The following is a 16,508-nucleotide window of genomic DNA, read 5'->3' as shown; positions in this document are numbered from 1 at the left end:
TGTTTCAAATTTGTTTTGCCAGGAAACAGCCGAGAGCTGCGGGAAACCGGGGTGGACAACACTTTATGGGCGGTTAGGGCAAGCTTTGAAATCCGACGCTTACGAAGACTTTCACTTGGGTCAGCTGACCCAAGTGAATATAGTCGAAGTTAGCGGCTAGTTCAAAGTTGCCCTGCCCATGTTGTCCACCCCGGTTTCCCGCAGCTCTCGGCGTCCCTCTAGCCAATAAAAAATATTACTTCATCAGCTTACCAAGATCCGCATAAAACTCCGGATAAGAAATATCCACACAATCCGCCCGCAGCACTTCGACTCCTCCTTCAGAAGCCAACCCAGCCACTGCAAACGACATCGCGATCCTGTGATCCAGATGACTGTCAATAGAAGCATGATGTAACGGTTTTCCACCTCGGATAATCATACCATCATCGGTACCCTCGATATCACAGCCCATAGCCCCAAGACTGTTCACCATAATATCCAGTCGATTCGATTCCTTCACCTTCAGTTCCTCCGCATTTCGAATAACCGTAGTTCCATTCGCATAAGCTGCCAGAACCGCCAGAACCGGAATCTCATCGATCAACGTCGGAATCAGCTCACCCTCGATAACCGTACCGTGAAGTTCACTGTGACGAACCAGAAGATCCGCAACCGGTTCACCGGCGGCTGTTCGTTTATTTAACAGGGTGATATCTGCGCCCATCGCCTTGCATACACGAAGAATGCCATCTCGGGTAGGATTGATTCCCACATCTTTGATCATTACTTCAGATCCCGGCACCAAAAGAGCAGCCACAATAAAATAAGCAGCGGAAGAAATATCTCCAGGAACAGAAATGTCCAGTCCGTGAAGTTCCGAATCCGGCGAGATAGAAGCAGTTGTTCCTTCACTGGTGACCCGTGCGCCGAAGTGAGAGAGCATCAGTTCCGTATGATTTCTCGAAAGATAAGGTTCTGTAACCGAAGTAATTCCGTCTGCATACAGTCCGGCAAGCAGAACACAGGATTTCACCTGCGCAGAAGCTACCGGTGACTGATAATGGATCGCAGTCAGCCGATGTCCCTGAATTTGTAACGGTGCACACTGGTTTCCCTTCAGACTCTCGACTGTAGCACCCATCATAGAAAGTGGTTTGATGATCCTTCCCATTGGCCGGCTCTGGATCGACGCATCACCGGTAAGTGTTGTGGTAAAATTCTGACCGGCGAGAATACCGGAGATCAGTCGTGTTGTGGTTCCACTGTTACCGGTATCCAGAATCTCAGTCGGAGCAGTAAGCCCGTGAAGGCCTTTCCCATGAATCCGGATTTCCTCCTGCGTATTTTCAATATCGATTCCTAATTTGCGGAAACAGGAGATCGTAGAAAGACAATCTGCTCCCTGCAAAAAATTCGTCACTCTTGTCGTACCGTCAGCCAGTGCACCAAACATCACAGCGCGGTGTGAGATCGACTTGTCTCCCGGAATCTTCACCTCTCCGCGAAGAGGCATTTTTGCCTGCATAAGTTCCATATGTACATCCTCCTTACCGAACATGAAGTGTATAATTCCGTTCTTTCAAAACACCCTGTGCCTTCACACAGGATTCCTCATCATAAAACTCGATCCGAAGAACACCTTCCTCGAATTCTCTGTTATGAATGATGCCGATATTTTTAATACTAATTGAATTCATCGCAAGCAGTGTGGCAATTGTAGCTATACCACCGGCTTCGTCATAAATATCACAGTAAAAGGCATAAATCTTCTCGATTACCCCTTTGCTCGCTTCCGGAAGAGAATTGCGGTATTCTCTGGAATTACTAAACATATTATAGATTTCATCTGCATCACCATTATCCACCCAGCATTTTGCCTGTACGATCAGGCGAATATACTCATCGAGTACTTTTGAAATCATCGACCGATTTTCCAGACAGATCTGCTGCCACATCACAGGAGAAGAAGAGGCGATACGTGTAATATCTTTAAAACCTCCGGCTGCGATCAGTTTCATATTTTCCTCTGGTGTATCCATTTTCTGTATAGCATTTACCAGTGTAGAGGCGATGATATGCGGCAGATGGCTCACAGCCGCAGTGATATAATCGTGTTCTTCATAAGTAAGTACCAGTGGAATAGCTCCGAGAGAAGAAATCAGTTCCATAAACTGTGTCAGACGGGGAATATCAATCTGACCACCTGGTGTAAGAATATAGTAAGCATTTTCGATCAGCATATCGGTGGCATTTTCAAAACCGGTTTTTTCAGAACCGGCCATCGGGTGTCCGCCGATGAAGTGGTCATCCAGTCCCAGTTTCTCAACCGCCTGATGAATCTCACCTTTTACACTTCCCACATCCGTAACGATACAGTCCGGGCTCATATGATCTTTCATCCATTCAAGATAAGAAATGTTGTCATGAACCGGTGCGCAGAGGAAAATATAATTGCAGGAAGCAAATGCCTCGTCTTCTTTCGTGCATTTTACATCAACAATTCCTTCAGACACGGCGAGATCCAGCGTAGCTTCCGTTCTGGTATATGCAAAAATTCTGGTCTGTGGATGAAAACGTTTCAGAGATTTGGCGATGGATCCGCCGATCAGCCCCAGACCGATAAATCCTATATTCAGTGAATCACTCATAGTTGTCTGTCAAAATCCTTTCTCAGTAATTACGCGTGTATTTTGCGTACTTTTACCATTGTAAAGCACAAGATAGGAAAAGTCAATGATTTAGCGCTTTAAACTATGGAACTTTAACGCCAGAAAGCACAGGCAAGAGATTATACGACAGGGAGAATCAAAAGAGAAGAAGAAAATATATACAGTACAAAAAGGGGTTCTTTGAGATAATTTAACAAAATGAAGATAGAATACACAAAAAAGAAACAATTTATATCGTAAAAACATAAAATATACAAACGCAAATGAAAAAAGTTCAGAAAATAATTGTCAAAATTACATAAATAACTTGAAATATTCAAAGAAATTTAGTAATATATAACTATACTAATTTTTGGGAGGTATTACATATGGACGTTTTTAGAACTGACCGAATAAGGAATGTAGTGCTGCTTGGTCATGGCGGAGCAGGTAAGACTACACTGACAGAAGCTATGGCTTATCTTTCAGGTATTACAAATCGTTTAGGCAAGGTGACAGATGGCAATACCATCAGTGATTACGACAAAGAAGAGATTAAGAGAAAATTCTCGATCAGTACTTCTACCGTGCCGGTTGTATGGGATAAGGTAAAAGTAAATATTTTAGATACACCTGGATTCTTTGATTTTGTAGGAGAAGCTGAAGAGGCAGTAGCCGCCGCCGATGCAGCAGTGATCGTGATCTCCGGAAAATCAGGCGTACAGGTAGGAACCCAGAAAGCATGGGAACTGTGTGAAAAATACAGACTGCCACGTATGTTCTTCGTAACAGAGATGGATATGGATGATGTCAGCTACCGTCAGGTAGTAGAAGATCTGACCGAACTGTATGGCAAAAGGATCGCACCGTTGCACATGCCGCTTCGTGAGGATGGAAAATTTGTCGGTTATATCAATATTGTAAAGAACAAAGGCCGCCGTTACATTGAAAAAGATAAGAAAGAAGAATGCGAGATTCCGGAATATTCAAAAGAATATCTGGAAAAATACAGAGAGATCTTACTGGAAGCTGTAGCAGAGACCAGCGAAGAATTCATGGATCGCTATTTTGCAGGTGAGGAATTCTCTGTTACCGAGATTTCTGCAGCATTATCCATGTGCGTAGGCGATGGAAGTCTGGTTCCTGTATGCATGGGATCTCCGGTCAACCTGCAGGGGGTTAAGATCCTGTTAGATGATATTTGTGGATACTTCCCGAGCCCGAATCTGAGAGAACGCGCCGGTATCGTAAAATCAACCAGTGAAATTTTCGAAGCTGACTATGATTTCACCATGCCGAAATCCGCACAGGTCTTCAAGACGATCGTAGATCCGTTTATCGGAAAATATTCACTGTTGAAAGTTTGTTCCGGTGTTATCAAGTCCGGGGATACCTTATATAATGTAGAAAGAGAAGAAGAACTGAAGATCGGCAAGCTGTATGTCATGGAGGGATCCAAACCGATCGAGGTTCCGGAACTTCATGCAGGCGATATCGGAGCCGTAGCCAAGATCAACGAACTGCGTACCGGCGATACTCTGGCAACAAAAGCTGTCCCGGTATTCTACGGCAAACCGGAGATTTCCACTCCATATACCTGCAAACGCTACAAAGCAGTGAACAAAGCAGATATGGATAAGATTTCCCAGGCACTCTCCAAGATGTGTCAGGAAGATCTGACAATGAAAGTAGTCAATGATTCTGCAAACCGTCAGACTCTTCTTTATGGCATGGGTGACCAGCATATAGACGTGATCGTCAGCAAACTGCAGGAACAGTATAAAGTGAATGTGGAACTTTCCAAACCGAAAGTAGCTTTCCGTGAGACCATTCGTAAAAAATCAGATATTGATAAAAAATATAAAAAACAGTCCGGTGGACATGGCCAGTATGGTCATGTAAAGATGACCTTTGAACCATCCGGTGATCTGGATACACCATATGTATTTGAGCAGATCGTTGTCGGCGGAGCCGTTCCGAAGAACTACTTCCCGGCAGTAGAAAAAGGTCTGCAGGAATCTGTAGTATCCGGTCCTCTGGCAGCATACCCGGTAGCTGGTGTGAAAGCGGTTCTGTATGATGGATCTTATCATCCGGTAGATTCTTCTGAGATGGCATTCAAGACTGCAACAAAGATGGCATTCAAAGACGGTTTTCTGGCAGCTTCGCCGGTTCTGTTAGAGCCTATCGTAAATATGCAGATCCGTGTACCGGATAAATTTACCGGTGATGTTATGGGTGATCTGAACAAACGACGTGGCCGTGTGCTTGGTATGAACCCGGATAAACAGGGATATACCATCGTAGAAGCAGATGTTCCGGAACTGGAGATTTACGGATATGCAACCATACTTCGTTCCATGACAGGTGGAGCCGGTGATTTCTCTTATACATTTGCCCGTTACGAGCAGGCACCTGGCGATGTACAGGAAAGAGAGATTGAAGCAAGAGCCAGCAAGGTAGACAAAGGGGAAGAATAACCAGACAGTATGAAATAAAGAATAAAAGTGCAAGGGAGAACATCCTGTACAGTTTTAAATGTACAGGATGTTCTTTCTGCTTGCGAAAATATCTGTGAGATTATATAATTCACATAGCTGTGAAAATATTTCATTAAAATTCAATGGTGCCTGACACCATCGACGACCGGCGGTCGAAGGGGCCAGCCAGAAAGGATTATAGAATTATGTACGAAAATGGATATAAAAAACTGCAGGACAGTCTGATCGATGTGATTGCAGAGGAACAGGCAAAGCTTGGATATATGAAAGAACCGATCCGGCTGTATTATCCTTTGAGTTCTCTGCATCATTTTTTTAAAAGCGAAGGTGATGCAGAGGCGATGCAGGAGTCACTGGGAGGATTTCCGGAGGCAACAAAAGAAATATTCGGGGAAGTACAGGTATCGCACAAAGGAGATCGTTTCTGCTTCTTCCTGTCGGAAAATGCGACAGAATATGTGCACGAACACCGGGACGAGAATGCATTTATCTTTGCACTGGTACAGTTACTTACAAAACACGGAACGACGTTGGATGAAGTAAAAGAATTATTCCGCAGTCAGACATCTGAGTGTGCGATGGAACCGATGGACAACGGTGAATTTGACCTGATGATCCGCTTTGTGGACTCGGAAGATCCATATTACTACTGCTTTAAAGATGAGGGCTGCCATATCATTTACCACAGATTTCTGCCGGAGGATTATGCAGATTTCGGATTCTAAAAGAAGAATCATTGGTTGTAAAATATCAGAAATGAAACAGAAAGTTGATATTTTGGAAAAAATATAGGAAAGAAGAGAAAAAAGGATGTCTGAAAAACAGAAAAAAAGGCAGTGGCATACGCCGGCAGAAAGAATTATGATGACTGGATTTGGTGTAGTGATCATACTGGGAACGCTTCTTTTGTGTCTGCCGGTTTCATCGGCCAGTGGAAAGGGCGTATATTGGCTTGATGCGTTATTTACGGCGACTACATCTGTGTGTGTAACCGGCCTTGTGACCGTGCCCACTGCAACCACCTGGAGCGTGTTTGGAAAAATTGTGATTCTGGGGCTGATTCAGTTTGGCGGGCTTGGAATCATGGCATGTATGATCATGATATTTCTGGTTTTGCGAAGAAAAATCAGCCTGCAGAGTCGCAAACTGATTCAGGATACATATAATCTGCCGGTGCTGAAAGGAAGCGTGGGAATTGTCAGAAGACTTCTGATCGGAACAGCGGTGGTTGAGATTGCAGGAGCGATATGTTATAGCTTTTGGTTTGTTCCTCATTATGGACTGTGGAGAGGAATCGGGTACAGTATTTTCCATTCGATATCCGCGTTTTGCAATGCAGGAATCGATCTGGTAGGTGAATCTTCTTTTGCGCCTTTTGTAACCAATCCTCTGATGAATGTTACAACCATGGGACTGATTATCTTGAGCGGACTTGGCTTCCCCGTCTGGTGGGAAGTGATCGAGCATGTGCAGGATCTGCTGAAAGGAAAACGAACCAGAAAAAATTTTATCCGCGGATTTACTCTTCATACAAAACTGGTATTGACGACGACAGTAATCCTGATCACAGGCGGGGCACTTCTGATCCTCCTGTTGGACTGGAATCATACAGGATCCCTCGGAGATCTGAAACCGGGAGAGAAAGTGATGGCTGCTTTTTTTCAGTCCATAACAACAAGAACAGCCGGATTTGAGACGATTCCACAGAAAAATTTTACGGATGGGTCTGCGATGGTGAGCATGATTCTGATGTTTATCGGCGGTTCACCGATGGGAACAGCTGGTGGTGTGAAGACAATTACGGTTGCTCTTCTTATCGTGCTGGTTACTTCTTATATCCGTGGAAATCATGATACGGTAGTATGGGGAAGAAAAGTTGTGGAAGAAAATATCCGCTCTGCGGTGGTGATTTTCTTTTTTGCACTGACTATTGCTCTTACGGCCACAATCCTTCTGGTTGCCGTCAGTGGTCATCCGCTTCTGGACTGTGCCTATGAGGTTGTTTCGGCGGTGGCGACGGTGGGACTGACCCGTTCTCTGACTTCACAGCTCCCGGCAGCAGGGAAAATCATTGTCATACTTATTATGTATATGGGACGAATCGGGCCGATTACACTTGCGGTAGCCCTTGGGCGCAGAACAAGACATGTGGATGCGGATATTCAGAGACCGGAACAGAGGATTCTGATTGGATAAAAGAATAGGGGAGAACAGATTAACAGAAAGGAAAATAAAAATCATGGACAAACAATATGCAGTAATCGGACTTGGAAAATTCGGTTATGCTGTGGCACAGACACTGTCACAGGCAGGAAAACAGGTTCTGGCAGTGGATAAAGACCAGGAGCTGGTGCAGGAGATAGCAGATTATGTGACTTATGCTGCACGGGCAGATGTGACGGACAGCCGTGTATTTGAATCGCTGGGAATCAGTAACATGGATGTGGTGATCATAGGGATCTCGGAAGATATGGAGTCAAGTATTCTGGCGACATTGCAGGCAAAAGAGGCAGGCGTTCCTCTGGTAATCGCCAAAGGGATGAATCAGATGCATGCCAAGATTCTGAAAAAGATCGGTGCAGACCGTGTAGTGATGGCCGAAATCGAAACGGGTATCCGTCTTGGTAAAAACCTGATTTCAGGAGGATTTCAGGATTTCTTTATGCTGTCAGATTCCTTTTCGATGGTAGAACTTGCGGTTCCGGATAGTTGGAGCAATCATAATCTGGAAGAACTGAATCTACGAAAAAAATATGAAATTAATGTTATTGCAATCAAGAAAGGGGAAACGATTTGTGTCAACATCCATCCGGAAGAAAACCTGTGTATGGGAGAGATCTTGATTCTTGCAGGAGAAAATAAAGCATTGGCCAAATTAATGAAAAAATATAAAGAGGGAGATATTTGAAGCCCCTTCATAAGGATTAAAAAAGAAATCTGTCAGTAGTATGTCAGGTTTCTTTTTTTATGTGAGCAACATGTCTGAGTCCGTACCTGCATGAGATATTAGCGACGGTCTGAACAGTAACTACAGGAATACCACAGACTATATAATCGAAAGACAAGACTTGACATGCCCAAAATGTTATACTATCATCCAGATAGTTGATAGTACAACTAACGGACAGATATTCTATAAAAAACAGAAAGAGAAAAGTATAAGTGAAGAAAGGATGGGGTATTTCTTATGGATGATACAAAACGGCAGATCACGAAAATAGCCAGAGAAGTAGGAAAATTTACAGTTCAGACCATGAAAGAAGAGGGAATCGGAACTGCGGAGTTTGATGTGATTCATCTGGTACGTCATAATCCGGGAATCACCCAGACCAAAGTGCGTGAAAGTCTGAAGATGGATAAAGGAGCTGCGGCAAAACGGGTAGCCCGCCTGGAGAATAAAGGATATCTGGTTCGAAAACCGAATCCGGAAGATGGAAGGAGCCAGCTGCTTTATGCGACAGAAAAAGCGGAACACCTGAAAAATTCAAAGACATCGATCGAAAGCGTATTTTATGAATGGCTGTTAGAGGATCTCTCAGGGGAGGAAAAGGAGTATTTTTGTAAAACACTGGACATGTTATACTGGAAATCAAAAAGAGAACGACAGGCAGGATTTGAAAATATTACACGGATTTTGGCAAAAGAGGAGAATGACGGGGATGGAAAACAAGGAACTGCAAAAGAAGAGAGAGGATGAGAAGTTTTGTCCGAAAAAAATCGGTTCGTATTTTCGGGTAGAATGGAAAGTTCTTCTTACAATTACAATCTCCGGCCTGATCTATAACCTGGGACTTCTGGCGGAACCGTGGTTTGAGGGAAGGATGACGGGAATGTTGGTGGATATTCTGAGAGGCAGCGGAACTTTTGCCAATATGCTGTTTCTTGTAATCGGTTATGTGGCAGCAATCGGGATCGTACAGGTATCCAGATATGTCAAACGTTTTTATGTACGCAGGTTTGCAAATAATGTAAACCGGAGAATAAAAGAGATCCTGTATCACAGTCTTGTTACCAGGGGGAGGGCGAGCCTTCGGGAAGAAGGGGAAGGAACCATCATGACAAAAGCCATCCGGGATGTAGATGATTGTGTGGAGGGCATGCGTAAATTCACGACGGAGATTTTTGATACCGGTGTGGCTCTGACAGCCTATGCAGGCATGCTTTTGTGGTATGACTGGCGGCTTGCTCTGCTGTGTATGATCTTTCCGCCGATTTCATATATTACAGCGGAGAAGATGAAACGGATGATCCAGAGAACCGGAGCAGCATATAAAAAGCAGTGCGGAGTATTGAGCGCAGTGACTCTTGATCGTGCACAGAACGCTGTCACTTACCGGGTGTTTGGCTGTGAGAGAGACCGGCAGATGGCTTATGAGAAGAATCTTACCGATTATGAAACATCCGCGGTAAAGGCAAATATCTGGAACAGTGCCATGCCTCCGATTTATAAAGTGATTTCTATGACCAGTGTATTGTTTATTCTGTATTTTGGTCAGAAAAATACACTGGGAAGCGGATGGAGCAGCTGGTCAATCGCAACATTTACCACGTTTCTGGCATGCTTTGTGAAGCTTTCTACAAAATCATCCAGTGCGGCAAAACTCTTCAATGCCGTACATAAAGCGCAGGTTTCCTGGAATCGTATCCGTCCGCTGTTTGACTCGGTAAACGAGGAAGAAGACGGAAAAGAATGGAGACCTGGAGATCTGGAAGTAAAAGATGTCTCATTTGCTTATCCGGACGGAAAGCGCGTGCTGGAACATGTGTCTTTTTCAGCAAAACCGGGGCAGATCATCGGCGTGACCGGTCCGGTAGCCTGTGGAAAATCAACCCTTGGAAAGTTATTTTTATGTGAATGTCCATATGAGGGAACGGTACGATTTGCAGGAAAAGATTTGCTGCAGATGGAAGAGGCAGAACGTAAGGGTATCGTAGCCTATCTGGGGCATGATCCGGAGCTGTTTCATGACAGCGTCAGAGATAATGTGTTGTTGGGAGACGAAAAAGATTTGAAAACCTATCTGAAAGCAGTGTGTATTGACCGGGAAGTTTCTGAGATGGAAGAGGGAGAGGATACCTTGATTGGAAATGGTGGGGTTCGCCTTTCCGGAGGTCAGGCACAGCGTGTGGCACTGGCAAGAACACTGTGCCATAAAAAGCCGTTACTGGTGCTTGATGATCCGTTTTCTGCACTGGATAAATCCACGGAGAGAGAAGTGTTTTCTAATGTACAGGCAATGACCCGTGATTCGATCGTGTTGCTTTTGTCACATCGACTGTATCTGTTTCCACAGATGGATCAGATCATCTGGATGGACGAGGGAAAAACGACCGTGGGAACGCATGAGGAACTGTTACAGAAAGTTTCGGCATATGCGACATTATTTACCACACAGGAAGGAGAGGACAGTCATGAAGCATAAAGGAAATGTACGAAATATTCTGATCGATACAGTAAAAAAACAAAAATGGCTGTCCAGCGGGATCCTGATCGCGGTACTTGGAGCCATCGGAGCCTCTCTGATCCCGCCGCTTCTTCTTGGAAAAATCGTGGACAGTATTACGGCAGGACATGCGGTAGCGTTTTCGTTCTTTGTCCTCTATTTTGTTGTGCTTGCCCTGACAGGTTTTATGGATACGGCGCGCGAGAGTCTTCTGACTGTTTTCGGACAGAAGATCACGCATGCGCTTCGAAGCCGCCTGATGGAAAAGTTTGTCAGCCTCAGTGCGGATACGATCAATCAGCAGGAACCGGGAACGATGGTATCAAGGTTTATAGGAGATGTGGATACGGTAGAGAACCTGTTTACTTCCGGAATCATCAGCATGTTTGCGGATACATGTGAGATCCTGAGTATCCTGGCTGTGATCTGGTTTCGGAATAAGGGATTGACGTTGGTTTTACTGTTTTTATTGCCATTTTTGTTCTGGTTTACCAGACATGTACAGAAAAATATGTTGACCGCACAGATCGAGAACCGAAGAGCAGTAGGCCGTGCCTCGGGTCATGTGCCGGAGACGATTCACAATATTCGGACGATCCATTGCTTTGGAAAAGAAAAATATATGGAAGAGCGGTATGACAAATATATCAGCGACAGCTATCGGGCGATGGAACGAACGAACTTCTATGATGCGATTTACTCACCGGTTATTCTGATTCTGAATGCCGTTGTGGTTGCTGTTGTGATGCTGTTATCTGCATCTGGCAATGAGCAGATTCTGACATTCTTTGGAATGTCTGCCGGAACAGCAGTAGCCGTAATCAATTATATTTCCCAGATTTTCACACCGGTAGAAAGCCTTGGTATAGAGATTCAGACGATCCAGTCAGCGATGGCAGGTATTCACAGAATCAATGAGTTTTTCAATCTGGAAGCAGCTGAAGCAGACAGAGCGAACAGAAAACGACAGGGTGTCCGGAAAACAGCAAAAGATATCATTGGACAGAAAAAACAGGTTACAACAGATAAGATACATACGGCAGATGTCGGAGATCAGACCGCGGTATCCTTTGAAAATGTAGTCTTTGGCTATGACGAACATCTGATTCTGGAAGGTGTGAGTTTTGAGGTGAAAAAAGGCGAACAGGTCACATTGTCCGGGCGTACCGGTGCCGGAAAGAGTACGATCCTGAAGCTGCTGCTTGGTCTGTATGAGCCGCAGAGTGGAAGCATACGGATCGGTAATGTTTCTGCTACAGAAGTTCCGGAAGAGGAAAGGAGATCGCTGTTTGGCTATGTGGAGCAGTCTTTCCATATGGTGCCGGGTACGGTGCGTGAGCAGATCACACTGTATGATCGGAGAATCACGGAAAAACAGGTGCAGGCGGCAGCAAGACTGACTGGTCTTGAAGATTCGATCGCCAGTCTGGAAAATGGCTACGATACCGTGTGTACCCCGGAGATCTTTTCGCAGGGGCAATGGCAATTGTTATCCATCGCCAGGGCAGCAGTTGCAGAACCATCGATTCTGTTGCTGGATGAGATCACGGCAAATCTGGATGTGGAGACGGAAAAGAAAGTCTTACAGGCACTGCGGCGCGTATCGGAAAACCGAACGGTAATCTCGATTTCCCACAGAACTTCAGCGGAGATGGGACGGATCATAACGGTTTAGTAACGTTTTCACTTTTTTTTTTCGGAAAATCATGGTAAACTGTTAAAGTGTGACAGGGTAACTGTTCAGTACCTTCACAGTTACGAGCAAAAATGCAATTAAAATCACCTTCGGTGATGGCATTTTTGCTTGTATGTCTCGGGATTTTGGCATATTTATGCCAAAACACCTCGCGGGATAATGGCTACTGAATAGTTACATGACAGGTAACAATACGGTAGATTTTTGCATTTATGAAACGGTCGCCTGCACAAAAAAGGAAATCGAAAAAACAGAAGAACTGTTCCGGTGATGAGAGTTAAAAACGGAACGGTGATAAAGGAGAAATTACAATGCCAGTATTTGATTTTAATAATACCCCGGATAAAGACAAACCGTTGACCTGTACTTATACAACCTTCCGCTCCGACGAATCCACCGCTACACCGGAACGCCCGATGCTGGTGCTGGATAACAAAAAACGGCAGTGGAAACACCATTCCAGCGGATTCTTTTCTAATCCGGCGAAACAGACGACTTTTGAATTTGAGGAGGAAGATGGTATCGTATCCGCGGACATCCTGCAGATCGATGCCCGTTTTGTCAGTCTGTTAAAATGGCTCGGCGGTAATCATATTCATATCCGGCTGTCCGGTGAGAACAGAGAAAATGGGTATGCCGTTTATAAGATCCGTGAGATCGCTTTCGGTGGCGGCACCAAACTTTCGGCGGAGGATGGTTTTTTACAGTTTATGATCGAACGTCTTCTGGCAAGCAATGCACCGGAAGAGATCGAGGAAGATGAGGATGCAGAAGAAATCGGCGATGATATGAAACTGACCAGTATACAGAGCATCACCGATTTTATGACCTGCGCCGGAAAAACACTGCCGGATAATATTCGTCTCTGGGCGAGAAGAAACCTGGCGGTTGCAAAATCCCATGAGGTATCTCCGGAAGAGAGACGGCATGCACAGAGAGCACTGTCGATTATGATGAATGTACAGTGGAAGAGCAATTACTTTGAGTCTATCGACCCGCAGGAAGCGAGAAGAATCCTCGATGAAGAACTGTACGGTATGGAGAAGGTAAAACAGAGAATTATCGAGACGATCATCCAGATCAACCGTACCCATACCTTACCGGCATACGGTCTGCTTCTGGTAGGACCTGCAGGAACCGGAAAATCACAGATTGCCTATGCGGTTGCACGAATCCTGAAACTGCCGTGGACAACTCTGGATATGAGTTCCATCAACGATCCGGAACAGCTGACCGGAAGTTCCCGTGTCTATGCCAATGCAAAACCCGGTATCATCATGGATGCATTTTCGATGGCAGGAGAGTCCAATCTGGTATTTATCATCAACGAGCTGGACAAAGCAGCCTCCGGCAAAGGAAACGGAAACCCGGCGGATGTTCTGCTGACCCTGCTTGATAACCTGGGATTCACCGATAACTATATGGAATGTATGATCCCTACGGTAGGTGTCTATCCGATCGCCACCGCCAACGACAAATCCCAGATCAGTGCACCGCTGATGTCCCGTTTTGCGGTGATCGACATTCCGGATTATACAGATGAAGAGAAGAAAATTATTTTCTCAAAATATGCACTGCCGAAAGTACTGAAGCGAATGAGTCTGAAAGAAAATGAAATTATTCTGACAGATGAGGGGCTGGACAGAATCATTCAGAAACATGCGAATACCAGCGGTATCCGTGATCTGGAACAGGCCGCAGAGCATATCGCAGCCAATGCTCTGTATCAGATTGAAGTCAATCATATGCAATCTGTAACGATCGATGCACAGATGGTAGAGAAAGTGCTTGAGTAATAAATATGAAAGAAAGTGCGACAGATGACTGGGTACACGAAAATTGTCAAAGGAGGATAATTGTTATGTGGAATGGAAAGAAAAAAGCAGTAACATTCAGTTACGATGATGGTGTGACGCAGGATCGCCGTCTGGTGGAAATGATGAATACTTATGGTGTAAAAGGCACCTTTAACTTAAACAGCGGTATGCAGTCTTATGCAAATGTATGGGAACATCCCAAGGGGCTTCTGATTCATCGAATGAACACTGAAGGTTTAAAAGAACTGTATCAGGGACATGAGATTGCAGCACATTGTCTGACACATGCAGATCTTCCCAAATATGATGAAGAGACGATCCGCAATGAGATTCTGGAAGACAAGAAAAATCTGGAAGAACGGTTTTGGCAGCCTGTTGTGGGAATGGCGTATCCGTTTGGTACTTATAACGATACAGTAGTGGATATTGCGCGTGCCTGTGGTATCCGTTATTCCCGTACGGTAGAGCGGACCGGAAATTTTGGACTTCCGGAAGAGCCGCTGACACTGAATCCAACCTGCCATCATAATGATGCGGATGTGATGGATCTGATTGACCGTTTTCTGGCATCTGACAGTGAGGAACCACAGCTTTTCTATCTGTGGGGACACAGTTATGAGTTTGACGTGGATCAGAACTGGGATCGGATGGAAGAGATCCTGAAAAAATTGTCCGGTCATGATGAAATCTTTTACGGAACAAACAGAGAAGTGTTATTTGGTGAATAATAACTATCTCGTACATAATATTATGATTATGTTCTGAATACTATCAGAATCTGTGACAGATGCAAAGAAAAAAGGAGAACACAAATGCAATATGCAATCATAGGAGCCGGAGGAACCGGCGGAGTTATGGGATATTTTATGACAAAGGCAGGAAAAGATGTGACACTGATTGCCCGTGGCCGTCATCTGGAAGCTATGAAAGAGCATGGATTGACTCTGGAGCGTCTCTGGGATCCGAATCCTGAGACAATTGCTGTGAAAGCAACGGATATGGAACACTACAAGGAACAACCGGATGTGATCCTGGTGTGTGTAAAAGGGTATTCACTGGAAGATACCGTCCCGTTTATCCGCCGCGTGGCAAAACCGGATACGATCGTGATTCCGATTCTGAATATCTATGGAACCGGTGCAAAACTGCAAAAAGAACTGCCGGAACTTTTGGTAACAGACGGATGCATCTATGTATCTGCCAACATCAAAGAACCGGGTGTGTTATTGCAGCATGGAAAGATTCTGCGGATCGTCTTTGGAGTTCGGGAAAAGACAGACTGGAGACCGGAACTGGAACAGATCCGGCAGGATTTTACGGACAGTGCTATTGATGGAATTTTATCCGAAAATATTCGCAGAGAAGCACTTGAAAAATTCTCCTATGTGTCTCCGATCGGAGCAGCAGGACTGTACTGTAACGCAGTAGCGGGGGATTTTCAGAAAGAGGGCGCTCCGCGGGAACTGTTTTGTTCGATGATCCGGGAAATCGCAGCACTTGCAGATGCTATGGGCGTTCCGTTTCAAAAAGACATGGTAGATGTTAATTTACATATTTTGTCTAATCTTGCACCGGAAACAACTACTTCTATGCAGAGGGATGTAATGGCTGGGAAACCATCAGAAATCGACGGACTGGTATACGAAGTGGTTCGTATGGGAAAACTGTATGGTGTGCCGGTTCCCTCGTATACGAAAGTAGCTAATCGACTGGCTGAGAAAAAAGGGATCATTTTTGATATGGATGGTGTTCTGGTCAATACGGAACCGTTGCATTTTCGGTGTTGGCAGGAAGTGCTGAAAGAGGACGGAATCACGCTGAACTATGAGATTTACAAACCGTGCATCGGTTCTACCAGAGAAGTTTTCCGGCAGCTGATGGTGGATGCTTACGGTGATATTTTCGAGGATTATCCGACGATGAACCGGAGAATGGAAGAAAAGAAAAAGGAAATCGTGGAAAAAGAAGGATTCCCGCAATGTGAGGGAATCCGGGAAGTTCTGGAAAAACTACATCAGGAAGGATATCTGCTGGCAGTCGGATCTTCTTCTCCGGAGGATGTGATCCAAAAAGTGTTGAAGGATCTTGACCTGGCTCAGTATTTTTCTGCTTTTATCAGTGGAGAAAATATGGCACATCCAAAGCCGGCACCGGATACGTTTCTTGCCGCAGCAGAAGCATTATTACTGGATCCTTCCGCATGTATGGTAGTAGAAGATTCCACTAATGGAGGAAAGGCGGCAAAAGCAGCAGGAATGTCCTGCGTCTGGTTCCATAATCCGGATTCCGGAGATCAGCAGATTCCGGATGCAGTTTTGGAGATTTCTTCCTGGGATCCTTCCAGTGCAGAGAAAATTATGAAAGTATCAGAACAATGAGAAAAAACAGAACAGCCATGCAAGTATTTTGAATAAAAGGAG

At 44.9% G+C, this 16,508-nt stretch carries 12 protein-coding genes; 10 read left to right on the top strand and 2 right to left on the bottom strand.

Features of this window, described 5'->3' with window-relative positions:
- Nucleotides 1–235 precede the first annotated feature (235 nt).
- Both aroA and FYJ57_RS01725 read right to left on the bottom strand, forming a co-directional pair.
- The gene (aroA, locus tag FYJ57_RS01730) at nt 236–1,507 is read right to left on the bottom strand and encodes a 3-phosphoshikimate 1-carboxyvinyltransferase (RefSeq protein WP_456299597.1); all 1,272 of its coding nucleotides are present in this window, start codon (nt 1,505–1,507) and stop codon (nt 236–238) included.
- 22 nt (nt 1,508–1,529) lie between these two features.
- Nucleotides 1,530–2,630 (bottom strand): prephenate dehydrogenase, encoded by a 1,101-nt coding sequence (locus FYJ57_RS01725; protein ID WP_154431299.1) that lies wholly within the window; start codon nt 2,628–2,630, stop codon nt 1,530–1,532.
- A gap of 389 nt (nt 2,631–3,019) precedes the next feature.
- Between FYJ57_RS01725 and FYJ57_RS01720 the strand changes: the two genes are divergently transcribed.
- From FYJ57_RS01720 to FYJ57_RS15745, 10 genes are all read left to right on the top strand, one after another.
- Complete coding sequence (locus FYJ57_RS01720; protein ID WP_154431298.1) at nt 3,020–5,110, top strand: elongation factor G; 2,091 nt, start codon at nt 3,020–3,022, stop codon at nt 5,108–5,110.
- Nucleotides 5,111–5,316: 206 nt separating this feature from the next.
- Nucleotides 5,317–5,856: a DUF3877 family protein gene (locus tag FYJ57_RS01715; RefSeq protein ID WP_154431297.1), complete on the top strand. Its 540-nt coding sequence runs from the start codon at nt 5,317–5,319 to the stop codon at nt 5,854–5,856.
- Between the two features lie 85 nt (nt 5,857–5,941).
- The gene (locus FYJ57_RS01710; RefSeq protein WP_154431296.1) at nt 5,942–7,327 is read left to right on the top strand and encodes a TrkH family potassium uptake protein; all 1,386 of its coding nucleotides are present in this window, start codon (nt 5,942–5,944) and stop codon (nt 7,325–7,327) included.
- Nucleotides 7,328–7,370: 43 nt separating this feature from the next.
- Nucleotides 7,371–8,039 (top strand): potassium channel family protein, encoded by a 669-nt coding sequence (locus FYJ57_RS01705; protein WP_154431295.1) that lies wholly within the window; start codon nt 7,371–7,373, stop codon nt 8,037–8,039.
- 279 nt (nt 8,040–8,318) lie between these two features.
- On the top strand, nt 8,319–8,828 hold the full coding sequence (locus FYJ57_RS01700; protein WP_154431294.1) for a MarR family winged helix-turn-helix transcriptional regulator: 510 nt from the start codon (nt 8,319–8,321) through the stop codon (nt 8,826–8,828).
- Nucleotides 8,791–10,554, top strand: coding sequence for an ABC transporter ATP-binding protein (locus tag FYJ57_RS01695; protein WP_154431293.1), 1,764 nt, complete (start codon nt 8,791–8,793; stop codon nt 10,552–10,554). The genes FYJ57_RS01700 and FYJ57_RS01695 overlap by 38 nt, the downstream gene beginning before the upstream one ends.
- Nucleotides 10,544–12,250 carry an ABC transporter ATP-binding protein gene (locus FYJ57_RS01690; protein WP_154431292.1) on the top strand — a complete coding sequence of 569 codons (1,707 nt, stop codon included), beginning with the start codon at nt 10,544–10,546 and terminating at the stop codon, nt 12,248–12,250. The genes FYJ57_RS01695 and FYJ57_RS01690 overlap by 11 nt, the downstream gene beginning before the upstream one ends.
- Before the next feature lie 332 nt (nt 12,251–12,582).
- Nucleotides 12,583–14,067, top strand: a complete 1,485-nt coding sequence (locus tag FYJ57_RS01685; protein WP_022172372.1) for an AAA family ATPase — start codon at nt 12,583–12,585, stop codon at nt 14,065–14,067.
- Nucleotides 14,068–14,132: 65 nt separating this feature from the next.
- Nucleotides 14,133–14,816: a polysaccharide deacetylase family protein gene (locus FYJ57_RS01680; RefSeq protein ID WP_205839887.1), complete on the top strand. Its 684-nt coding sequence runs from the start codon at nt 14,133–14,135 to the stop codon at nt 14,814–14,816.
- A gap of 84 nt (nt 14,817–14,900) precedes the next feature.
- Entirely contained in the window at nt 14,901–16,466 is a 1,566-nt protein-coding gene (locus tag FYJ57_RS15745) for a 2-dehydropantoate 2-reductase (protein WP_154431290.1), read from the top strand.
- Nucleotides 16,467–16,508 lie beyond the last annotated feature (42 nt).

The sequence above is a fragment of the Oliverpabstia intestinalis genome (assembly GCF_009696065.1).
In the GTDB taxonomy this organism is placed as follows: domain Bacteria; phylum Bacillota; class Clostridia; order Lachnospirales; family Lachnospiraceae; genus Oliverpabstia; species Oliverpabstia intestinalis.
Note: the sequence above shows the minus strand (reverse complement) of the source record. Positions and strands in the feature narration are given on the sequence as shown.

Coding starts and splice junctions, on each gene's coding strand:
- FYJ57_RS01715 (WP_154431297.1), top strand. CDS start 5,317: ATGTACGAAAATGGATATAAAAAACTGCAGGACAGTCTGATCGATGTG.
- FYJ57_RS01685 (WP_022172372.1), top strand. CDS start 12,583: ATGCCAGTATTTGATTTTAATAATACCCCGGATAAAGACAAACCGTTG.
- FYJ57_RS01695 (WP_154431293.1), top strand. CDS start 8,791: ATGGAAAACAAGGAACTGCAAAAGAAGAGAGAGGATGAGAAGTTTTGT.
- aroA (WP_456299597.1), bottom strand. CDS start 1,507: ATGCAGGCAAAAATGCCTCTTCGCGGAGAGGTGAAGATTCCGGGAGAC.
- FYJ57_RS01725 (WP_154431299.1), bottom strand. CDS start 2,630: ATGAGTGATTCACTGAATATAGGATTTATCGGTCTGGGGCTGATCGGC.
- FYJ57_RS01710 (WP_154431296.1), top strand. CDS start 5,942: ATGTCTGAAAAACAGAAAAAAAGGCAGTGGCATACGCCGGCAGAAAGA.
- FYJ57_RS01700 (WP_154431294.1), top strand. CDS start 8,319: ATGGATGATACAAAACGGCAGATCACGAAAATAGCCAGAGAAGTAGGA.
- FYJ57_RS15745 (WP_154431290.1), top strand. CDS start 14,901: ATGCAATATGCAATCATAGGAGCCGGAGGAACCGGCGGAGTTATGGGA.
- FYJ57_RS01705 (WP_154431295.1), top strand. CDS start 7,371: ATGGACAAACAATATGCAGTAATCGGACTTGGAAAATTCGGTTATGCT.
- FYJ57_RS01690 (WP_154431292.1), top strand. CDS start 10,544: ATGAAGCATAAAGGAAATGTACGAAATATTCTGATCGATACAGTAAAA.
- FYJ57_RS01680 (WP_205839887.1), top strand. CDS start 14,133: ATGTGGAATGGAAAGAAAAAAGCAGTAACATTCAGTTACGATGATGGT.
- FYJ57_RS01720 (WP_154431298.1), top strand. CDS start 3,020: ATGGACGTTTTTAGAACTGACCGAATAAGGAATGTAGTGCTGCTTGGT.